Genomic DNA, 14,991 nt, shown 5'->3' with positions numbered 1-14,991 from the left:
GGGCGGGGTCGAGCAGGTGTCGCTTCAAGTTATACGTATAACTGACCAGCGTCAAAGCCGACCGGGTAGGGCTGATGGCCCGTCAGGAAAGGGTGGTTCGGTAACGATCTCAAACAAGTACTTTGAACATCTCAAAGGTTTGTTGCTAATGTGCCGGTCATGACCACCGCAGACGCCGCGCGCCAGGCCGGGACGAGCACCCCGCTCGTGCCGCGCTGCCCGCGTCTGCCCGGTGCCGTGGACGGCCCGCGCCGCTGTCGCTCCGGCGGCTGTATGCGGGCGGCACGCCACTCCTGACGCCGACCGACCCCGTCGGTCCCCCGGGTCTCCCCGCCCGGCCCCGCGTCCGTCGTGCCGCCGCCTCCGCCCCCTCCCCCCCCCGCCTGCTCCACCACCCCCCCCGGAGACGCACACCCATGTCCACCGCGCCCGCGCCCACCCTGCTGGGACGCCTCCGCCGCACCCCCTTCTGGGTCCAGATCGTCGGCGGCCTCGTCCTCGGCCTGCTGCTCGGCTGGATCGCCCGGTCCGGCGACGTGTCCTGGCTGAAGACGACCCTCGACACCATCGGCAAGACCTTCGTCCAGCTGCTCAAGCTGGCCGTCCCGCCGCTGGTCTTCACCGCGATCATCGTCTCGGTCGCCAACCTGCGGAACGTCACCAACGCCGCCCGGCTGGCCGCCCGCACGCTGTTCTGGTTCCTCGCCACCTCGCTGATCGCGGTCGCCGTCGGCCTCGGCCTCGGCCTGCTCACCGACCCCGGCAAGGGCGCCAACCTCTCCACCGCGGGTGTCAAGGGCGTGGAGAAGGGCGGTACCTGGGTCGACTTCCTGACCGGCATCATCCCGACCAACATCGCCGACGCCTTCCTGAAGGTGAACGTCCTCCAGATCGTCTTCCTCGGCGTGGTCGTCGGCGCGGCCCTGCTCAAGCTCGGCGACAAGGCCGAGCCGGTCCGCAAGCTCTCCGAGGCGGTCCTCGAACTCGTCCAGACCGCCCTGTGGTGGGTCATCCGGCTCGCCCCGCTCGGCACCCTCGGCCTGATCGGCAAGTCGGTCGCCGTCTACGGCTGGGACCTGCTCAAGCCCTTCTCCACCCTCACCATCGACGTCTACGCCGGCTGCGCGATCGTCCTGTTCGGCGTCTACTCGCTGCTGCTGCGCTTCGTCGCCGGCCTCAACCCGCTGAACTTCTTCAAGGGCGCCTGGCCCGCGATCCAGCTCGCCTTCGTCTCCCGCTCCTCGGTCGGCACCCTGCCCGTCACCCGCCGCGTCACCGAGCGCCTCGGCGTCCCGTCCGAGTACGCCTCGTTCGCCGTCCCGTTCGGCGCCACCACCAAGATGGACGGCTGCGCCGCGATCTACCCGTCGCTCGCCGCGATCTTCGTCGCCCAGGTGTACGGCATCGACCTCGGCGTCAAGGACTACCTGCTGATCGCCTTCGTCTCGGTGATCGGCTCCGCGGCCACCGCCGGCCTCACCGGCGCGATCGTGATGCTCACCCTGACCCTCTCCACCCTGGGCCTCCCGCTGGAGGGCGTCGGCCTGCTGCTGGCCATCGACCCGATCCTCGACATGATGCGCACCGCCACCAACGTGGCCGGTCAGGTCGTCGTCCCGATCCTGGTCTCCGCCCGCGAGAAGACCCTCGACCTCACCGCCTACAACACCCCCACCGGCGACCTCCTCGCCGAGGACCGGCCGGCCGCCGTCCCGGCCCAGGCCACCAAGGAGCCCGTCACCGCCTGACCGGCCCGCGGCACGGACGCGGAGGCCCGCACCCCGGGAGGGTGCGGGCCTTCGCACGTCGGAGTGAGATCGCTTGGGGCGGAGCGGGGCGGTCGGTAGCGTGGAGCCGACGAAGGAGGGGCGATGAGCGCGCTGCCCAGCGGTGGACGTCCGTACAGCTCGGTCGACCCGGAGCAGGCACTGAAGTACGCGATCCAGCACCACGCCGGTGATCGCGTCCAGGTCGTCGAAGGGGTCATCGAGCCGATGTCGCCGGGGTGGGACCACGAATCGATCGCCAGCCACCTGCGCCGCCAGCTGACGGCCAGGGTCTTCGAGCTCGACTGCGTGATGGGCTCGGGCGACCTCGACCTGCCGGGATCGAGCAATTGGTACGTCCCTGACGTCGCGGTCGTGCCCGAGGCGCTGGCGAAGGGCGGCGCCGCCCTCCTGCCCGATCAGACGCTGCTGGTGGTCGAGGTGACCTCCGCCTCGAACGCGGACACCGACCGGGTGGTGAAGCGGCGCCGGTACGCGGAGTACGGGGCGCCGCTCTACCTGCTGGTCGACCGACAGGACCGGGCCTGCACGCTGTTCTCGGAGCCGGGTGCGCTCGGGTACACCCTGGCGGTCGGGCCGCTGCCGTTCGGGGAGCCGGTCGAGCTGCCGGAGCCGTTCGGGCTGCGGGTGGACACCTCACGGTTCTGAGCCGGGGCCGGCGCCGGGCGGGAACGGGGCGGCGTTCCGCCGGGGGAGAAAAGGGGCAGGCGGGGAAAGGCGGGCGCAACCGGGGGAATGCGGCGGGAATGCGCGGAAAAGGCAGGAGGCCCGCCGGGGCGGGCCTCCTTGGGAACTGCTACTCGTACGGACCCGAGGGGCCGTGAGCGATCACTGGGAGATCCCGTCTCAGACGGGGGTGACGTTCTCCGCCTGCGGGCCCTTCGGGCCCTGGGTGACGTCGAAGCTGACCGCCTGGTTCTCCTCCAGCGAGCGGAAGCCGCTCGCGTTGATGGCGGAGTAGTGGACGAAGACGTCGGGGCCGCCGCCCTCCTGGGCGATGAAGCCGAAGCCCTTTTCGGCGTTGAACCACTTGACGGTTCCGGTCGCCATACCGTTCTCCTTGCGAGGGACGTTGTGGACGCCACACCTTGTGGCGCCCGGGTCCGCTGCGCTGATCGCCCCGCCTCCGGACGAGTCCGGAGTTTTTCGCACAGTGCTTCAATCAATGCTCAATTGACGCCTGATACTGCTGAAAAATTACAAAAAGCCTGCGGTTACATGCTCCGCAGGCTCCAAGTACTGCAAGGGGAATCAAACTGCAACTGAGTGGAACGGTAGCACGCGGGGGCTGCCCCGACCAGGGGTGAACAACGGTGTCGGGCGGTGTGTCGGACACCGGATGCGGAGCGTCCCAATCAGCGGGCATACCCTGCCGGGAGAGCACCAACGGCAAGGGAGCACACGGTGAGCAGTCGGGACGCGGACCGGTCGGAGAGCGCGGTCAGGCCCCGGGTCGGCCATATTCAGTTCCTCAACTGCCTGCCCCTCTACTGGGGCCTCGCGCGCACGGGGAACCTGCTCGACCTCGACCTCAGCAAGGACACCCCGGAGAAGCTCAGCGACCGGCTGGTGGCCGGCGGCCTCGACATCGGGCCGATCACCTGCGTGGAGTACCTGCGCAACGCCGGCGAGCTGGTCGTGCTGCCGGACATCGCGGTCGGCAGCGACGGGCCGGTGATGTCCTGCGTGATCGTGAGCAAGGTCCCGCTGGCCGAGCTGGACGGCCGCCGGGTCGCCCTCGGCTCCACCAGCCGCACCTCGGTGCGGCTGGCCCGGCTGCTGCTGGAGGAGCGCGAGGGCGTCCGCCCCGAGTACTTCTCCAGCCCGCCCGACCTGGACGCGATGCTCGCCGACGCCGACGCCGCCGTGCTGATCGGCGACCCCGCGCTGCGCGCCTCGCTGGAGCAGGCCCCCCGGCAGGGGCTGGCCGTGCACGACCTCGGCGCGATGTGGAAGGAGTGGACCGGCCTCCCGTTCGTCTTCGCGGTCTGGGCCGCCCGCCGCGACTACGCCGAGCGGCACCCCGAGCTGACCGCCGCCGTCCACCGGGCCTTCCTGGAGTCCCGCGACCTCTCGCTGGCCGAGGCCGCCCAGGTCGCCGAGCAGGCCGCCCGCTGGGAGGAGTTCGACGCCCCGCTGCTGGAGAGGTACTTCTCCAAGGCGCTCGACTTCTCGCTCGGCGAGCGCCAGCTGGCCGGCATCGCCGAGTTCGCCCGCCGGGTCGCGCACGACAGCGGCTTCGCCCCCGACGTGCCGGTCCGGCTGCTGGCGACCGCGCCGGCGGTGGTCTGAGCGAAGCGTGTACCCGGCCGGGGCCGCCCTGGGATGATCGGACCCGGTCGGGGCGGTGGCCCCCGGCGGCGGGAGGCGGACGGGCATGGAACGGCTGACGGCTGACGACCCGTCGGTGATCGGCGACTACCGGCTGCTGCGCCGGCTCGGCGCGGGCGGCATGGGACGGGTCTACCTGGGCCGAACCGCGGGCGGGCGGACCGTCGCGGTCAAGGTGGTGCGCTCCGAACTGGCCGACGACCCCGAGTTCCGGGCCAGGTTCCGCCAGGAGGTGGCCGCGGCCCGCCGGGTCGGCGGCCGCTGGACCGCCCCCGTGCTGGACGCCGACACCGAGGGCCGGCACCCCTGGGTCGCCACCGGCTACGTCGCCGGACCGGCGCTCGGCGAGGCCGTCCGCACCGCCGGCCCGCTGCCCGCCGCCTCGGTGCACGCCCTCGGCGCCCGGCTGGCCGAGGCCCTGGAGCAGGTGCACGCGCTCGGCCTGGTGCACCGGGACGTCAAACCGTCCAACGTGCTGCTCGCCCTGGACGGCCCCCGGCTGATCGACTTCGGCGTGGCCCGGGCGCTGGACGCGGCCGCCGCCCTCACCCACAGCGGCTACGTGGTCGGCTCGCCCGGCTTCATGTCGCCCGAGCAGGCCGCCGGCGCGCCCACCGGGCCGCCCGGCGACGTCTTCTCGCTCGGCGCGCTGCTGGCCTTCGCCGCGACCGGCACCGCCCCGTTCGGCGAGGGCGTCAGCGCCGCCGTCCTGCTCTACCGCGTCCTGCACGAGGAGCCCGCGCTGGACGGGCTGCACGGCGACCTGCGCGACGCGGTCGCCGCCTGCCTCGCCAAGGACCCCGCCCGCCGGCCCACCCCCGCCGAGCTGCGCGCCCGGCTCGCCCCCGCCGCCGCGGCCGGCCCCGAGGGCTGGCTGCCCGGGCCGCTGGCCGCCGCGGTCGGCCGCGCCGCCGTCGAACTCCTCGACCTGGAGGGCGACGGCGGCCCCGCCGCCGCCCCCGCGGACCGGGTGCCGACCGTGCTGGACGGCGGGCGGCGCGCCCCGGAACGGGAGCGGCGCGGTCGGCGGGGATGGGCGGCGGCCGCCGCCGCGGCGGTGCTGGCGGGCGCGCTGTACGGCGGGCTGGCGGCGAGCGGCCACCTGCCCTGGTCGCCGGACGACCCCGGCCCGAGCAGCACGCCCGGGCAGGACGCGGCCACCGGGGAGGCCACCGCGACCCCGAGTCCGAGCCCGAGTGCGCGGACGAGCGCGAGCGCGAGCGCGGGCCGGAGCCCGGGCGGGAGCCCGAGCCCGGGTCCCGGCCCGAGCGGGACGGCGACGCCGGGGAAGGGGAACGGGAAGGCGCTGCCCGACGCCTTCGTGGGCACCTTCCGGGGCACCATCACCACCAGGATCGTCCCGCTGGGGTCCACCTTCACCGTCACCTTCACCCCGGGGAAGGTCGGCGACGAGGTCGGACGCACCAGCAACGCCTCCGCGTTCGACAGCACCGTCTGCCGGGGCGTGCTCACCCTGCTCTCGGTCGAGGACGGCAGGGTGCTGCTGCAGGAGCGCCCGGACGGCGCCGACAGCGCCTGCACCGGCGTCCCCGAGAAGCAGGCGTACACCCTGCTCGGCGGCGGCGGACTGCACGTGGCGGTCTCCGGGGCGGCGCTCGGTTCGGACCCGGAAGGCGACCTGGCCAGGCAGTAGGACGGCCGGGAACGGGCCTGCGGTGGGGCGCGAACGCCCTGGCGTAGGCTGGGCTGGTCCGGCCCTTCGACGAAGAAAGCAGGCCCGCCAGGTGTCCGAGCAGAACCTTTCCGCCACCCAGCTGCAGGCCGTACTGGACCGCGCGGCCGGGGGCGGCCGGATCACCGCCGAGGAGGCGCTGGAGCTCTACCGCTCGGCGCCGCTGCACGCGCTCGGGGCGGCCGCCGACGCGGTGCGCCGGCGGCGGTACGCGGGTGTCGAGCACATCGCGACGTACATCATCGAGCGGAACATCAACTACACCAACGTCTGCGTGACGGCGTGCAAGTTCTGCGCGTTCTACGTGCCGCCGAAGAGCGACAAGGGCTGGTCGCGGGAGCTCGACGAGATCCTCCGCCGGTGCGCGGAGACCGTCGAGCTCGGCGGCACCCAGATCATGTTCCAGGGCGGGCACCACCCGGACTACGGCGTCGAGTACTACGAGGAGAACTTCGCCGCGATCAAGGCCGCGTTCCCGCAGCTGGTGATCCACTCGCTGGGCGCCTCCGAGGTCGAGCACATGGCGAGGATCTCGGGCGTCTCCGTCGAGGAGGCGATCACCCGGATCCACGCCGCGGGCCTGGACTCGTTCGCGGGCGCCGGCGCCGAACTGCTGCCGGAGCGGCCGCGCAAGGCGATCGCGCCGCTGAAGGAGTCCGGCGAGCGCTGGCTGGAGATCATGGAGACCGCGCACCGCCTCGGCGTCGAGTCCACCTCCACCATGCTGATGGGCACCGGCGAGACCAACGCCGAGCGGATCGAGCACCTGCGGATGATCCGCGACGTGCAGGACCGCACCGGCGGCTTCCGGGCGTTCATCCCCTACACCTACCAGCCGCAGAACAACCACCTGAAGGGCTCGACCCAGGCCACGGTCTTCGAGTACCTGCGGATGATCGCCATCGCCCGGCTCTTCCTCGACAACGTCGCCCACATCCAGGGCTCCTGGCTCACCACCGGCAAGGAGGCCGGCCAGCTGTCGCTGCACTACGGCGCGGACGACCTCGGCTCGGTCATGCTGGAGGAGAACGTCGTCTCGGCGGCCGGCGCCAAGCACCGCTCCAACCTGCACGAGCTGATCCACCTGATCCGCACCGCCGGCCGGGTGCCCGCCCAGCGCTCCACCACGTACGAGCACCTGCGGGTCCTCGACGACCCGGCGAACGACCCGGTCGACCCGCGGGTCGCCTCGCACATCGCCTCCACCGCGATCGAGGGCGGCACCGCGCACCCCGAACTCACCATCCTCGCCACCAACTGACGCCCCGCGCCGCGATGCTGACCCTGCACCGGGCCCGCCGGCTGCACACCGGCACCGGGACGCTCCCGGACGGCGCGGTGCTCGTCGACGGCGCGACCGTCGCCGCGATCGGGCCGTACGCCGACCTGGCGGACCGCCCGGCGCGGGTCCGCGACTGGCCCGGGGTGCTGGTGCCCGGGCTGCTCAACCCGCACGCGGCGTGGCTGCTGGAGGGCGCCTACCACCCCGACCCCCGGGAGGAGCTCGGCGACCGGCCGCTGCCGCCCCCGGCCGGGCTCACCGACGAGCGGTGGGGCGGCAGCGCCCGGCGCGGCCTGCAACGGCTGCTCGGCCACGGCACCACGGCCCTGGCCGGTCCGCTGCACCGCCCCGCCGTCCGCACCGCGGTGGCCCGCTCCGGCCTGCGCCACCTCCCCGGCCCGGACGCCGGGCCCGGCGCCCTCGACCCGCTGGCCGGGCGGCCGCTGGCGGCGGCCGTGCACCGGCCGCTGGCGGTCGGGGCGGCGGCGGACTTCGCGGTGTTCGCGGCGGAGCCGGACGGGGGCGGCGCGGACTGCCTCGCGACCGTGCTGGGCGGGCGGCTGGTGTACCGGCGGAGGTAGCGGCGGAGGCGGCGGCGGAGGTGGTGGCCGACCCCGGGAGGGGGCCCGCTTTCTGACTCCCCGTGACCCGGGCGGGGCTTTCCGGCTACCATCCCGGTTCAGACCTCACCCGAGCCAGGAACAGGACGCATGCGAGCCGCGACCCCCGAACGTCCCCGGACCCGACCGGCGCGGGGGTGGTACGTCGGAGCCGTGCTGAGCGCGGTGGTGGCCGTGGCGATGTGCCTGCTGGGGTGGCGGCAGGCCGACCAGGCGGACCGGATCGACGCGCACCCGGTGCGGGTCGAGGGAACGGTCACCCAACTGCCGGGCGGCAGCGGAACGTACAGCCAGGTCGCCTACCAGGCGGACGGGCGGCGGCTGACCGCGGCCGACCTGTGGCTGCCGGCCGACGCGCGGGTGGGGGAGCCGGTCTGCCTGGAGCGGGCGGCGGACGACCCGGCGGCGGTGCGGGTCTGCGGGCGGACGTACCCGCAGCCGGTGGGGGTGGTGCTGGCGCAGACCAGCGTGCCCGCGGCGGTGCTCGTGTGCCTGCTGTGCCTGTGGCGGATCCGGCGCGGAAGGGCCGGGGCGGAGCGGGAACAGGCCGCCTTCACGGTGGCGTTCGCCGCGGAGGGGATGCCCGCGCTGACCCACGGGAAGCGCTCCCGCCGCCGCCGCAAGGGGGGCCGCCGCGCCCTGCGGTGAGCCCTGGTGACCACCCCCGGCGTCGCAAGGTGAACAATGGGGGCGTGACCCGAGCCCATCTGGACAAGCAGCCGCAGGACGTCGCCGCCATGTTCGACGACGTCGCGGCCAAGTACGACCGCACCAACGACGTGCTCTCGCTGGGCCAGGCCCGGTTGTGGCGCCGGGCGGTGGCCGACGCGGTGGGTGCCGTCGCGGGCCAGCGCGTCCTGGACCTCGGTGCGGGCACCGGGACGTCCTCGCTGCCGTTCCTGGAGGCGGGCGCCGACGTGGTGCCGTGCGACTTCTCGATCGGGATGCTGACCGAGGGCAAGAGCCGTCACCCCGAACTCGCGCTGACCGCGGGCGACGCGACCCGGCTGCCGTTCGCGGACGAGTCGTTCGACGCGGTGACCATCTCGTTCGCGCTGCGCAACGTGCAGGACCACGAGGCGGCGGTGCGCGAGATGCTGCGGGTGACCAAGCCCGGCGGCAAGCTGGTGATCTGCGAGTTCTCCACGCCGACCTGGACGCCGCTGCGCACGGTGTACACCGAGTACCTGATGCGGGCGCTGCCGCCGGTGGCGACCCGGGTGTCGTCCAACCCGGAGGCGTACGTGTACCTCGCGGAGTCGATCCGGGAGTGGCCGGACCAGCCCGCGCTCGCCGCCGAACTCCAGCGCGCGGGCTGGACGAAGGTCGCCTGGCGCAACCTCACCGGCGGCATCGTCGCCCTCCACCGCGGCTTCAAGGCGCCGTAGACTGCGGTGGTTCGGCACCCCGTCCGCCGACGCGGCGCCGACGGGGCGTCGGCCCCGACTCCGTGACCCCGACGCGCTCAGGAGAGAACCCGTATGACCGAGACCGCCGTCGAGTCCACCGCCGACGTCATCGTGGTCGGTGCCGGTCCGGCCGGTGCCAGCACCGCGTACTGGCTGGCCCAGGCGGGCCTGGACGTGCTGCTGCTGGAGAAGACCGAGTTCCCGCGCGAGAAGGTGTGCGGTGACGGCCTGACCCCGCGCGCCGTCAAGCAGCTGGTCGACATGGGCGTCGACGTGTCCGCCGAGAACGGCTGGCTGCGCAACAAGGGCCTGCGGATCATCGGCGGCGGCGTCCGGCTGGAACTGGACTGGCCGGACCTGGCCGCGTTCCCCGACTACGGGCTGGTGCGCAAGCGCGCCGACTTCGACGAGCTGCTGGCCCGGCAGGCGCAGAAGGCCGGCGCCCGGCTGTACGAGAGCTGCAACGTCAGCGGGCCGGTCACCGACCGCGCCGGGCGGATCACCGGCGTCACCGCCAAGCTCGGCCCGGACAAGCGCGAGGTCGAGTTCCACGCGCCGCTGGTGGTCGCCGCCGACGGCAACTCGACCCGGCTGTCGCTGGCCATGGGCCTGCACCGGATGGAGTCCCGGCCGATGGGCGTCGCCTACCGGACGTACTTCACCTCGCCCCGGCACGACGACGACTACCTGGAGTCCTGGCTGGAGCTGTGGGACACCCGCGGCGGCCAGAAGAAGCTGCTGCCCGGCTACGGCTGGATCTTCGGCATGGGCGACGGCACCTCCAACGTCGGCCTCGGCATCCTCAACTCCTCGCCCGCCTTCGGCGACCTGAACTGGCGCGAGGTGCTGAAGAGCTGGTGCGCCAGCATGCCGGAGGAGTGGGGCTACACGCCGGAGAACATGACCGAGCCGATCCGCGGCGCCGCGCTGCCGATGGCCTTCAACCGGCAGCCGCACTACACCAAGGGCCTGCTGCTGGTCGGCGACGCCGGCGGCATGGTCAACCCGTTCAACGGCGAGGGCATCGCCTATGCGATGGAATCCGGCCAGCTCGCCGCCGGCGTCATCGTGCAGGCGATGGCCCGGATCACCCCCGAGGGCCGCGAACGCGCCCTGGCCCGCTACCCGCAGGTGCTCAAGGACACCTACGGCGGCTACTACACGCTCGGCCGCGCGTTCGTGAAGCTGATCGGCAACGACAAGGTGATGCGGATCGCCGCCGAGCGCGGCCTGACCCACCCCGTCCTGATGAAGTTCGTCCTCAAGCTGCTCGCCAACCTCACCGACCCGAGCGGCGGCGACGTCGCGGACCGGATCATCAACGGCCTGACCAAGGTGGCGCCGCGCGCCTGACCAGGGGCGTGCCGGGAGGCGGCGGGCGGGCGTGAAAGCGCTTGCCCGCCGCCTTTCGCGTGCGGGAGAGTGGCGGCCTCCGAACGTCCCGTCCGATGCCGCACGGGCCCCCGTCGAGTGTTCCGGGAGCCGCGCCGTGGCCGTCCTCTCCGTTGGTGTCCGTCCGCAGCCGCTGCGGGACCTGCCGCTGGTGGCGGTGGCGGTGGTGTGGGGTTCGAGTTTCCTGGTGGTGAAGCGGGTCGCCGAGCCGGAGACGGTGGTGGCGGTGCTGGCGCTGCGCTTCGCGGTGGTGCTGCCGGTGCTGGGGGCGGTGGCCTGGCGGCGGCTGCGCGGGCTGTCGCCCGCGCAGTGGGGCGGCGGGGCGGTGCTGGGCGCGGTGCTGGGGGCGGTGTTCCTGCTGGAGACGTACGGGGCGGTGCACACCTCGGCGACCAACGCGGGGTTGGTAATCAGCCTGACGATGGTGTTCACGCCGCTGGCGGAGGCGGTGCTGCGGCGCTCGGCGCCGTCGGGGGCCTTCCTGGCGGCCGCCGGGCTGTCGGTGCTCGGGGTGGCGCTGCTGACCGGGGACGGCGGGCTGCGGGCGCCGTCGGGGGGCGACCTGCTGGTGCTGGGGGCGGCGGTGGCCCGGACGGTGAACGTGCTGGCGACGGCCCGGCTGCGGGTGCTCCGCGGGGTGGACGCGCTGGCCCTGACCTGGGTCCAACTGGCCTGCGCGACGGCGGTGTTCGTGCTGGCGGCGCCGCTGGCGGGCCCGTCGCCGCTGAGCGTGGCGGCGTCCTTCGACGCGGCCCGCTGGGGGCTGCTGCTGTACCTGTCGCTGCTGTGCACGCTGTTCGCGTTCTTCGTGCAGCTGTGGGCGGTGCGGGCCACCTCGCCGTCCCGGGTGAGCCTGCTGCTGGGCACCGAGCCGCTGTGGGCGGCGCTGTTCGGCGTCGCGCTGGCGGGGGACCGGCCGGGCCCGCTCGCGCTGCTGGGGGCGGTGGCGGTGCTGGCGGGCACCGAGTGGGGCCGGCGGCGGGCGCCGGGCGGCCCCGCCGGATCTTGAGCGCTTGTGAACGAAGGGTCAAGCGGCCGCCGTCCCGGGTCCACCTCCTGGGTGAGATCCACTACCACGTAAACCGGATCACTCCGAAATTTGCCTCGACCGCAGCACAATTGATATAGGGCGTGGCCGAACGGCGGTCGTTTCGCGGTGCCTTGCGACTGTATGTGGCCAGATGCCCACTACCGGTCGAACGGTGGTGATCGATCCGGTTTCGCGGGCCTTCGTCGGGTGGCGAAGATCACAAAGATCATCGGGAACTGCGTGTCGCAGATCACAAGCGGACGGGCATAGGATGCGCTCCAACCTGGCTTTGTGAACTGCCTCACATGGAGCCGGATCTCACGAAGTGGATCATCATTTCACCCCTGGTGACCTGGTGGTTCCGATCTGCAGTCAAGGACGACTGGACGGAGGGAGCGGGGGCTATGAATGCCTACGCGCCGATCCTCGTACTCGGTGCCATCGCGGCGGCGTTCGCGGTCGGTTCCGTGGTGATGGCCTCGCTCACCGGCCCGAAGCGCTACAACCGGGCCAAGTTGGAGGCGTACGAGTGCGGCATCGAACCGACCCCGCAGCCGGTGGGCGGCGGTCGGTTCCCGATCAAGTACTACCTGACGGCGATGCTGTTCATCGTCTTCGACATCGAGATCGTCTTCCTCTACCCGTGGGCGGTCAGCTTCGACGCCCTGGGGATCTTCGGGCTGGTCGAGATGCTCCTGTTCATCGCCACCGTGTTCGTCGCCTACGCCTACGTCTGGCGCCGCGGCGGCCTGGAGTGGGACTGACCACCGGAGGCCGCCGCGCGCGGCGTTTGTGAACGGGCGGACAAGCCACCGGACTCGAGGGCATTGAGAGGGAACTGATGGGAATCGAGGAGAAGCTGCCGAGCGGCTTTCTGCTCACCAGCGTGGAGGCCGCCGCGGGCTGGGTGCGGAAGGCGTCGCTCTTCCCGGCCACCTTCGGTCTGGCCTGCTGCGCGATCGAGATGATGACCACCGGCGCGGGCCGCTACGACCTGGCCCGGTTCGGCATGGAGGTCTTCCGCGGCTCGCCCCGGCAGGCCGACCTGATGATCGTCGCCGGCCGGGTCAGCCAGAAGATGGCGCCGGTGCTGCGGCAGGTCTACGACCAGATGCCGAACCCCAAGTGGGTCATCTCGATGGGCGTCTGCGCGTCCTCCGGCGGCATGTTCAACAACTACGCGATCGTCCAGGGCGTCGACCACATCGTCCCCGTGGACATCTACCTGCCGGGCTGCCCGCCCCGCCCGGAGATGCTGATGGACGCGATCATCAAGCTGCACGAGAAGATCCAGCACGAGAAGCTCGGCGTGCACAAGCGCCGGGCCGAGGAGGAGGCCGAGCGCCTCGCCCTGCAGGCCGTCCCGACCAGCGAGATGCGGGGGCTGCTGCGATGAGCGAGGAGCGCAAGCCCGACGTGCCCGCGACCCGGCGGGAGATCCCGGTCGAGGTGGTCGGCGCCCGGCAGGGCATGTTCGGCGCCCACGGCACCGGCGACACCTCCGGGTTCGGCGGCCTGACCGCGCCGATCGTGCTGCCCGGCCCGAGCGAGCGCCCGTACGGGGGCTACTTCGACGAGGTGGCCGACGAGTTCGAGGGCGCGCTGGAGGAGCAGGGCCTCGACCCGGCGGACGTCATCGAGAAGACCGTCGTCGACCGCGGCGAGCTGACCTTCCACGTCGACCGCGCGCACCTGCTGAAGGCGGTGCGGATCCTGCGCGACGACCCGGCGCTGCGCTTCGAGCTGTGCCTGGGCGTCAGCGGCGTGCACTACCCGCAGGACAAGGGCCGGGAGCTGCACGCGGTCTACCACCTGCGCTCGATCACCCACACCCGGCTGGTCCGGCTGGAGGTCACCGCGCCCGACGCGGACCCGCGGATCCCGTCCGTGGTGAGCGTCTACCCGACCAACGACTGGCACGAGCGGGAGACCTACGACTTCTTCGGCCTGGTCTTCGAGGGCCACCCGGCGCTCACCCGGATCATGATGCCGGACGACTGGCTGGGGCACCCGCAGCGCAAGGACTACCCGCTCGGCGGCATCCCCGTCGAGTACAAGGGCGCCCAGATCCCGGCTCCCGACCAGCGGAGGTCGTACAGCTGATGAGCAGCACCCACTACGAAGCAGGCGCCCGGGAGACCACCGAGGGACGGGTGTTCACCGTCACCGGCGGCGACTGGGGCGAGGTCGCCGAGGCCGTGGCCGGCGCCGACGACGAGCGGATCATCGTCAACATGGGCCCGCAGCACCCGTCCACCCACGGCGTGCTGCGGCTGATCCTGGAGATCGACGGCGAGACGGTCACCGAGGCCCGCTGCGGCATCGGCTACCTGCACACCGGCATCGAGAAGAACATGGAGTTCCGCTCCTGGGTGCAGGGCACCACGTTCGTGACGCGGATGGACTACCTCACCCCGCTGTACAACGAGACCGCCTACTGCCTGGCCGTGGAGAAGCTGCTCGGCATCACCGCGGACGTGCCCGAGCGGGCCACCGTCATCCGGGTGCTGATGATGGAGCTGAACCGGATCTCCTCGCACCTGGTGGCGCTGGCCACCGGCGGCATGGAGATCGGCTCCACCACCCTGATGATCTACGGCTTCCGGGACCGCGAGGTCGTCCTGGACATCTTCGAGCTGGTCACCGGCCTGCGGATGAACCACGCGTACGTCCGCCCCGGCGGCCTGGCGCAGGACCTGCCGCCCGGCGCGGTCGACAAGATCCGCGAGGGCGTGAACCTGCTGCGCTCGCGGATGCACGAGTACGACAAGCTGGCCACCGACAACCCGGTGTTCAAGGCCCGGTTGGTCGACGTCGGCTTCCTCGACCTGCCCGGCTGCCTGGCGCTCGGCGCCACCGGCCCGATCCTGCGCGCCACCGGGCTGCCGCACGACCTGCGCAAGTCCGACCCGTACTGCGGGTACGAGACCTACGACTTCGACGTCGCGGTGGCCGACACCGCGGACTCCTACGGGCGGTTCCTGATCCGCCTGGAGGAGATGAGGCAGTCGCTGCGGATCGTCGAGCAGTGCCTGGAGCGGCTGGCCCCCGGGCCGGTCATGGTGGCCGACAAGAAGATCGCCTGGCCGTCCCAACTGGCCGTCGGCCCGGACGGCATGGGCAACTCGCTGGACCACATCCGGAAGATCATGGGCACCTCGATGGAGGCCCTGATCCACCACTTCAAGCTGGTCACCGAGGGCTTCAAGGTGCCGGTGGGCCAGGCCTACGCCGCGGTGGAGTCGCCCAAGGGCGAACTCGGCGTGCACGTGGTCAGCGACGGCGGCACCCGGCCCTACCGGGTGCACTTCCGCGACCCGTCCTTCACCAACCTGCAGACGATGGCCGCGATGTGCGAGGGCGGCCCGCTGGCCGACGTGATCGTGGCGGTGGCCGGGATCGACCCGGTGATGGGAGGCGTGGACCGGTGAGCAGCACTGAACTCGG

The 14,991-nt window shown here is 72.5% G+C and carries 15 protein-coding genes; 14 read left to right on the top strand and 1 reads right to left on the bottom strand.

The features are described 5' to 3' along the window. Window positions 1-416: 416 nt before the first annotated feature. Both ACZ3J7_RS25330 and ACZ3J7_RS25325 read left to right on the top strand, forming a co-directional pair. Window positions 417-1,748 (top strand): dicarboxylate/amino acid:cation symporter, encoded by a 1,332-nt coding sequence (locus ACZ3J7_RS25330; protein ID WP_465624998.1) that lies wholly within the window; start codon window positions 417-419, stop codon window positions 1,746-1,748. Window positions 1,749-1,871: 123 nt separating this feature from the next. Next, complete coding sequence (locus tag ACZ3J7_RS25325; RefSeq protein ID WP_465624996.1) at window positions 1,872-2,435, top strand: Uma2 family endonuclease; 564 nt, start codon at window positions 1,872-1,874, stop codon at window positions 2,433-2,435. 198 nt (window positions 2,436-2,633) lie between these two features. Here ACZ3J7_RS25325 and ACZ3J7_RS25320 read toward each other — a convergent pair whose 3' ends face one another. Then, window positions 2,634-2,837: a cold-shock protein gene (locus ACZ3J7_RS25320; RefSeq protein ID WP_003998944.1), complete on the bottom strand. Its 204-nt coding sequence runs from the start codon at window positions 2,835-2,837 to the stop codon at window positions 2,634-2,636. Window positions 2,838-3,191: 354 nt separating this feature from the next. Between ACZ3J7_RS25320 and ACZ3J7_RS25315 the strand changes: the two genes are divergently transcribed. The 12 genes from ACZ3J7_RS25315 (at window position 3,192) to ACZ3J7_RS25260 (ending at window position 14,975) form a co-directional block, all read left to right on the top strand. Further along, complete coding sequence (locus ACZ3J7_RS25315) at window positions 3,192-4,079, top strand: menaquinone biosynthetic enzyme MqnA/MqnD family protein (protein ID WP_465624994.1); 888 nt, start codon at window positions 3,192-3,194, stop codon at window positions 4,077-4,079. A gap of 85 nt (window positions 4,080-4,164) precedes the next feature. Then, entirely contained in the window at window positions 4,165-5,772 is a 1,608-nt protein-coding gene (locus ACZ3J7_RS25310) for a serine/threonine-protein kinase (protein WP_465624992.1), read from the top strand. Window positions 5,773-5,863: 91 nt separating this feature from the next. Next, entirely contained in the window at window positions 5,864-7,072 is a 1,209-nt protein-coding gene (gene mqnC / locus ACZ3J7_RS25305; RefSeq protein WP_465624990.1) for a cyclic dehypoxanthinyl futalosine synthase, read from the top strand. A 14-nt stretch (window positions 7,073-7,086) separates the two neighbouring features. Then, window positions 7,087-7,674, top strand: a complete 588-nt coding sequence (locus tag ACZ3J7_RS25300; protein WP_465624988.1) for an amidohydrolase family protein — start codon at window positions 7,087-7,089, stop codon at window positions 7,672-7,674. Between the two features lie 129 nt (window positions 7,675-7,803). Further along, entirely contained in the window at window positions 7,804-8,361 is a 558-nt protein-coding gene (locus tag ACZ3J7_RS25295) for a hypothetical protein (protein ID WP_465624986.1), read from the top strand. A 44-nt stretch (window positions 8,362-8,405) separates the two neighbouring features. Further along, on the top strand, window positions 8,406-9,101 hold the full coding sequence (locus tag ACZ3J7_RS25290) for a demethylmenaquinone methyltransferase (protein WP_465624984.1): 696 nt from the start codon (window positions 8,406-8,408) through the stop codon (window positions 9,099-9,101). A 93-nt stretch (window positions 9,102-9,194) separates the two neighbouring features. Further along, a complete protein-coding gene (locus ACZ3J7_RS25285; RefSeq protein ID WP_465624982.1) occupies window positions 9,195-10,475 on the top strand; it encodes a geranylgeranyl reductase family protein in 1,281 nt (426 codons plus the stop codon). 136 nt (window positions 10,476-10,611) lie between these two features. Further along, on the top strand, window positions 10,612-11,523 hold the full coding sequence (locus ACZ3J7_RS25280; RefSeq protein WP_465624980.1) for a DMT family transporter: 912 nt from the start codon (window positions 10,612-10,614) through the stop codon (window positions 11,521-11,523). Between the two features lie 425 nt (window positions 11,524-11,948). After that, the gene (locus ACZ3J7_RS25275; protein WP_014137597.1) at window positions 11,949-12,308 is read left to right on the top strand and encodes an NADH-quinone oxidoreductase subunit A; all 360 of its coding nucleotides are present in this window, start codon (window positions 11,949-11,951) and stop codon (window positions 12,306-12,308) included. Window positions 12,309-12,385: 77 nt separating this feature from the next. Next, window positions 12,386-12,940: a NuoB/complex I 20 kDa subunit family protein gene (locus ACZ3J7_RS25270; protein ID WP_033251613.1), complete on the top strand. Its 555-nt coding sequence runs from the start codon at window positions 12,386-12,388 to the stop codon at window positions 12,938-12,940. Further along, window positions 12,937-13,647 (top strand): NADH-quinone oxidoreductase subunit C, encoded by a 711-nt coding sequence (locus ACZ3J7_RS25265; RefSeq protein ID WP_465624978.1) that lies wholly within the window; start codon window positions 12,937-12,939, stop codon window positions 13,645-13,647. Before ACZ3J7_RS25270 ends, ACZ3J7_RS25265 begins: the two co-directional genes overlap by 4 nt. Further along, entirely contained in the window at window positions 13,647-14,975 is a 1,329-nt protein-coding gene (locus ACZ3J7_RS25260; RefSeq protein WP_465624976.1) for an NADH-quinone oxidoreductase subunit D, read from the top strand. Before ACZ3J7_RS25265 ends, ACZ3J7_RS25260 begins: the two co-directional genes overlap by 1 nt. The last annotated feature ends 16 nt before the right edge of the window (window positions 14,976-14,991 follow it).

The sequence above is a fragment of the Kitasatospora sp. NPDC015121 genome, from assembly GCF_055562955.1.
This window is presented reverse-complemented; position numbering and strand designations above follow the sequence as displayed.

What these genes read in the sequence shown, in the direction of transcription:
- ACZ3J7_RS25295 (WP_465624986.1), top strand. Translation starts at nt 7,804, where the DNA reads ATGCGAGCCGCGACCCCCGAACGTCCCCGGACCCGACCGGCGCGGGGG.
- ACZ3J7_RS25260 (WP_465624976.1), top strand. Translation starts at nt 13,647, where the DNA reads ATGAGCAGCACCCACTACGAAGCAGGCGCCCGGGAGACCACCGAGGGA.
- ACZ3J7_RS25330 (WP_465624998.1), top strand. Translation starts at nt 417, where the DNA reads ATGTCCACCGCGCCCGCGCCCACCCTGCTGGGACGCCTCCGCCGCACC.
- ACZ3J7_RS25275 (WP_014137597.1), top strand. Translation starts at nt 11,949, where the DNA reads ATGAATGCCTACGCGCCGATCCTCGTACTCGGTGCCATCGCGGCGGCG.
- ACZ3J7_RS25265 (WP_465624978.1), top strand. Translation starts at nt 12,937, where the DNA reads ATGAGCGAGGAGCGCAAGCCCGACGTGCCCGCGACCCGGCGGGAGATC.
- ACZ3J7_RS25320 (WP_003998944.1), bottom strand. Translation starts at nt 2,837, where the DNA reads ATGGCGACCGGAACCGTCAAGTGGTTCAACGCCGAAAAGGGCTTCGGC.
- ACZ3J7_RS25270 (WP_033251613.1), top strand. Translation starts at nt 12,386, where the DNA reads ATGGGAATCGAGGAGAAGCTGCCGAGCGGCTTTCTGCTCACCAGCGTG.
- ACZ3J7_RS25325 (WP_465624996.1), top strand. Translation starts at nt 1,872, where the DNA reads ATGAGCGCGCTGCCCAGCGGTGGACGTCCGTACAGCTCGGTCGACCCG.
- ACZ3J7_RS25300 (WP_465624988.1), top strand. Translation starts at nt 7,087, where the DNA reads ATGCTGACCCTGCACCGGGCCCGCCGGCTGCACACCGGCACCGGGACG.
- ACZ3J7_RS25310 (WP_465624992.1), top strand. Translation starts at nt 4,165, where the DNA reads ATGGAACGGCTGACGGCTGACGACCCGTCGGTGATCGGCGACTACCGG.
- ACZ3J7_RS25285 (WP_465624982.1), top strand. Translation starts at nt 9,195, where the DNA reads ATGACCGAGACCGCCGTCGAGTCCACCGCCGACGTCATCGTGGTCGGT.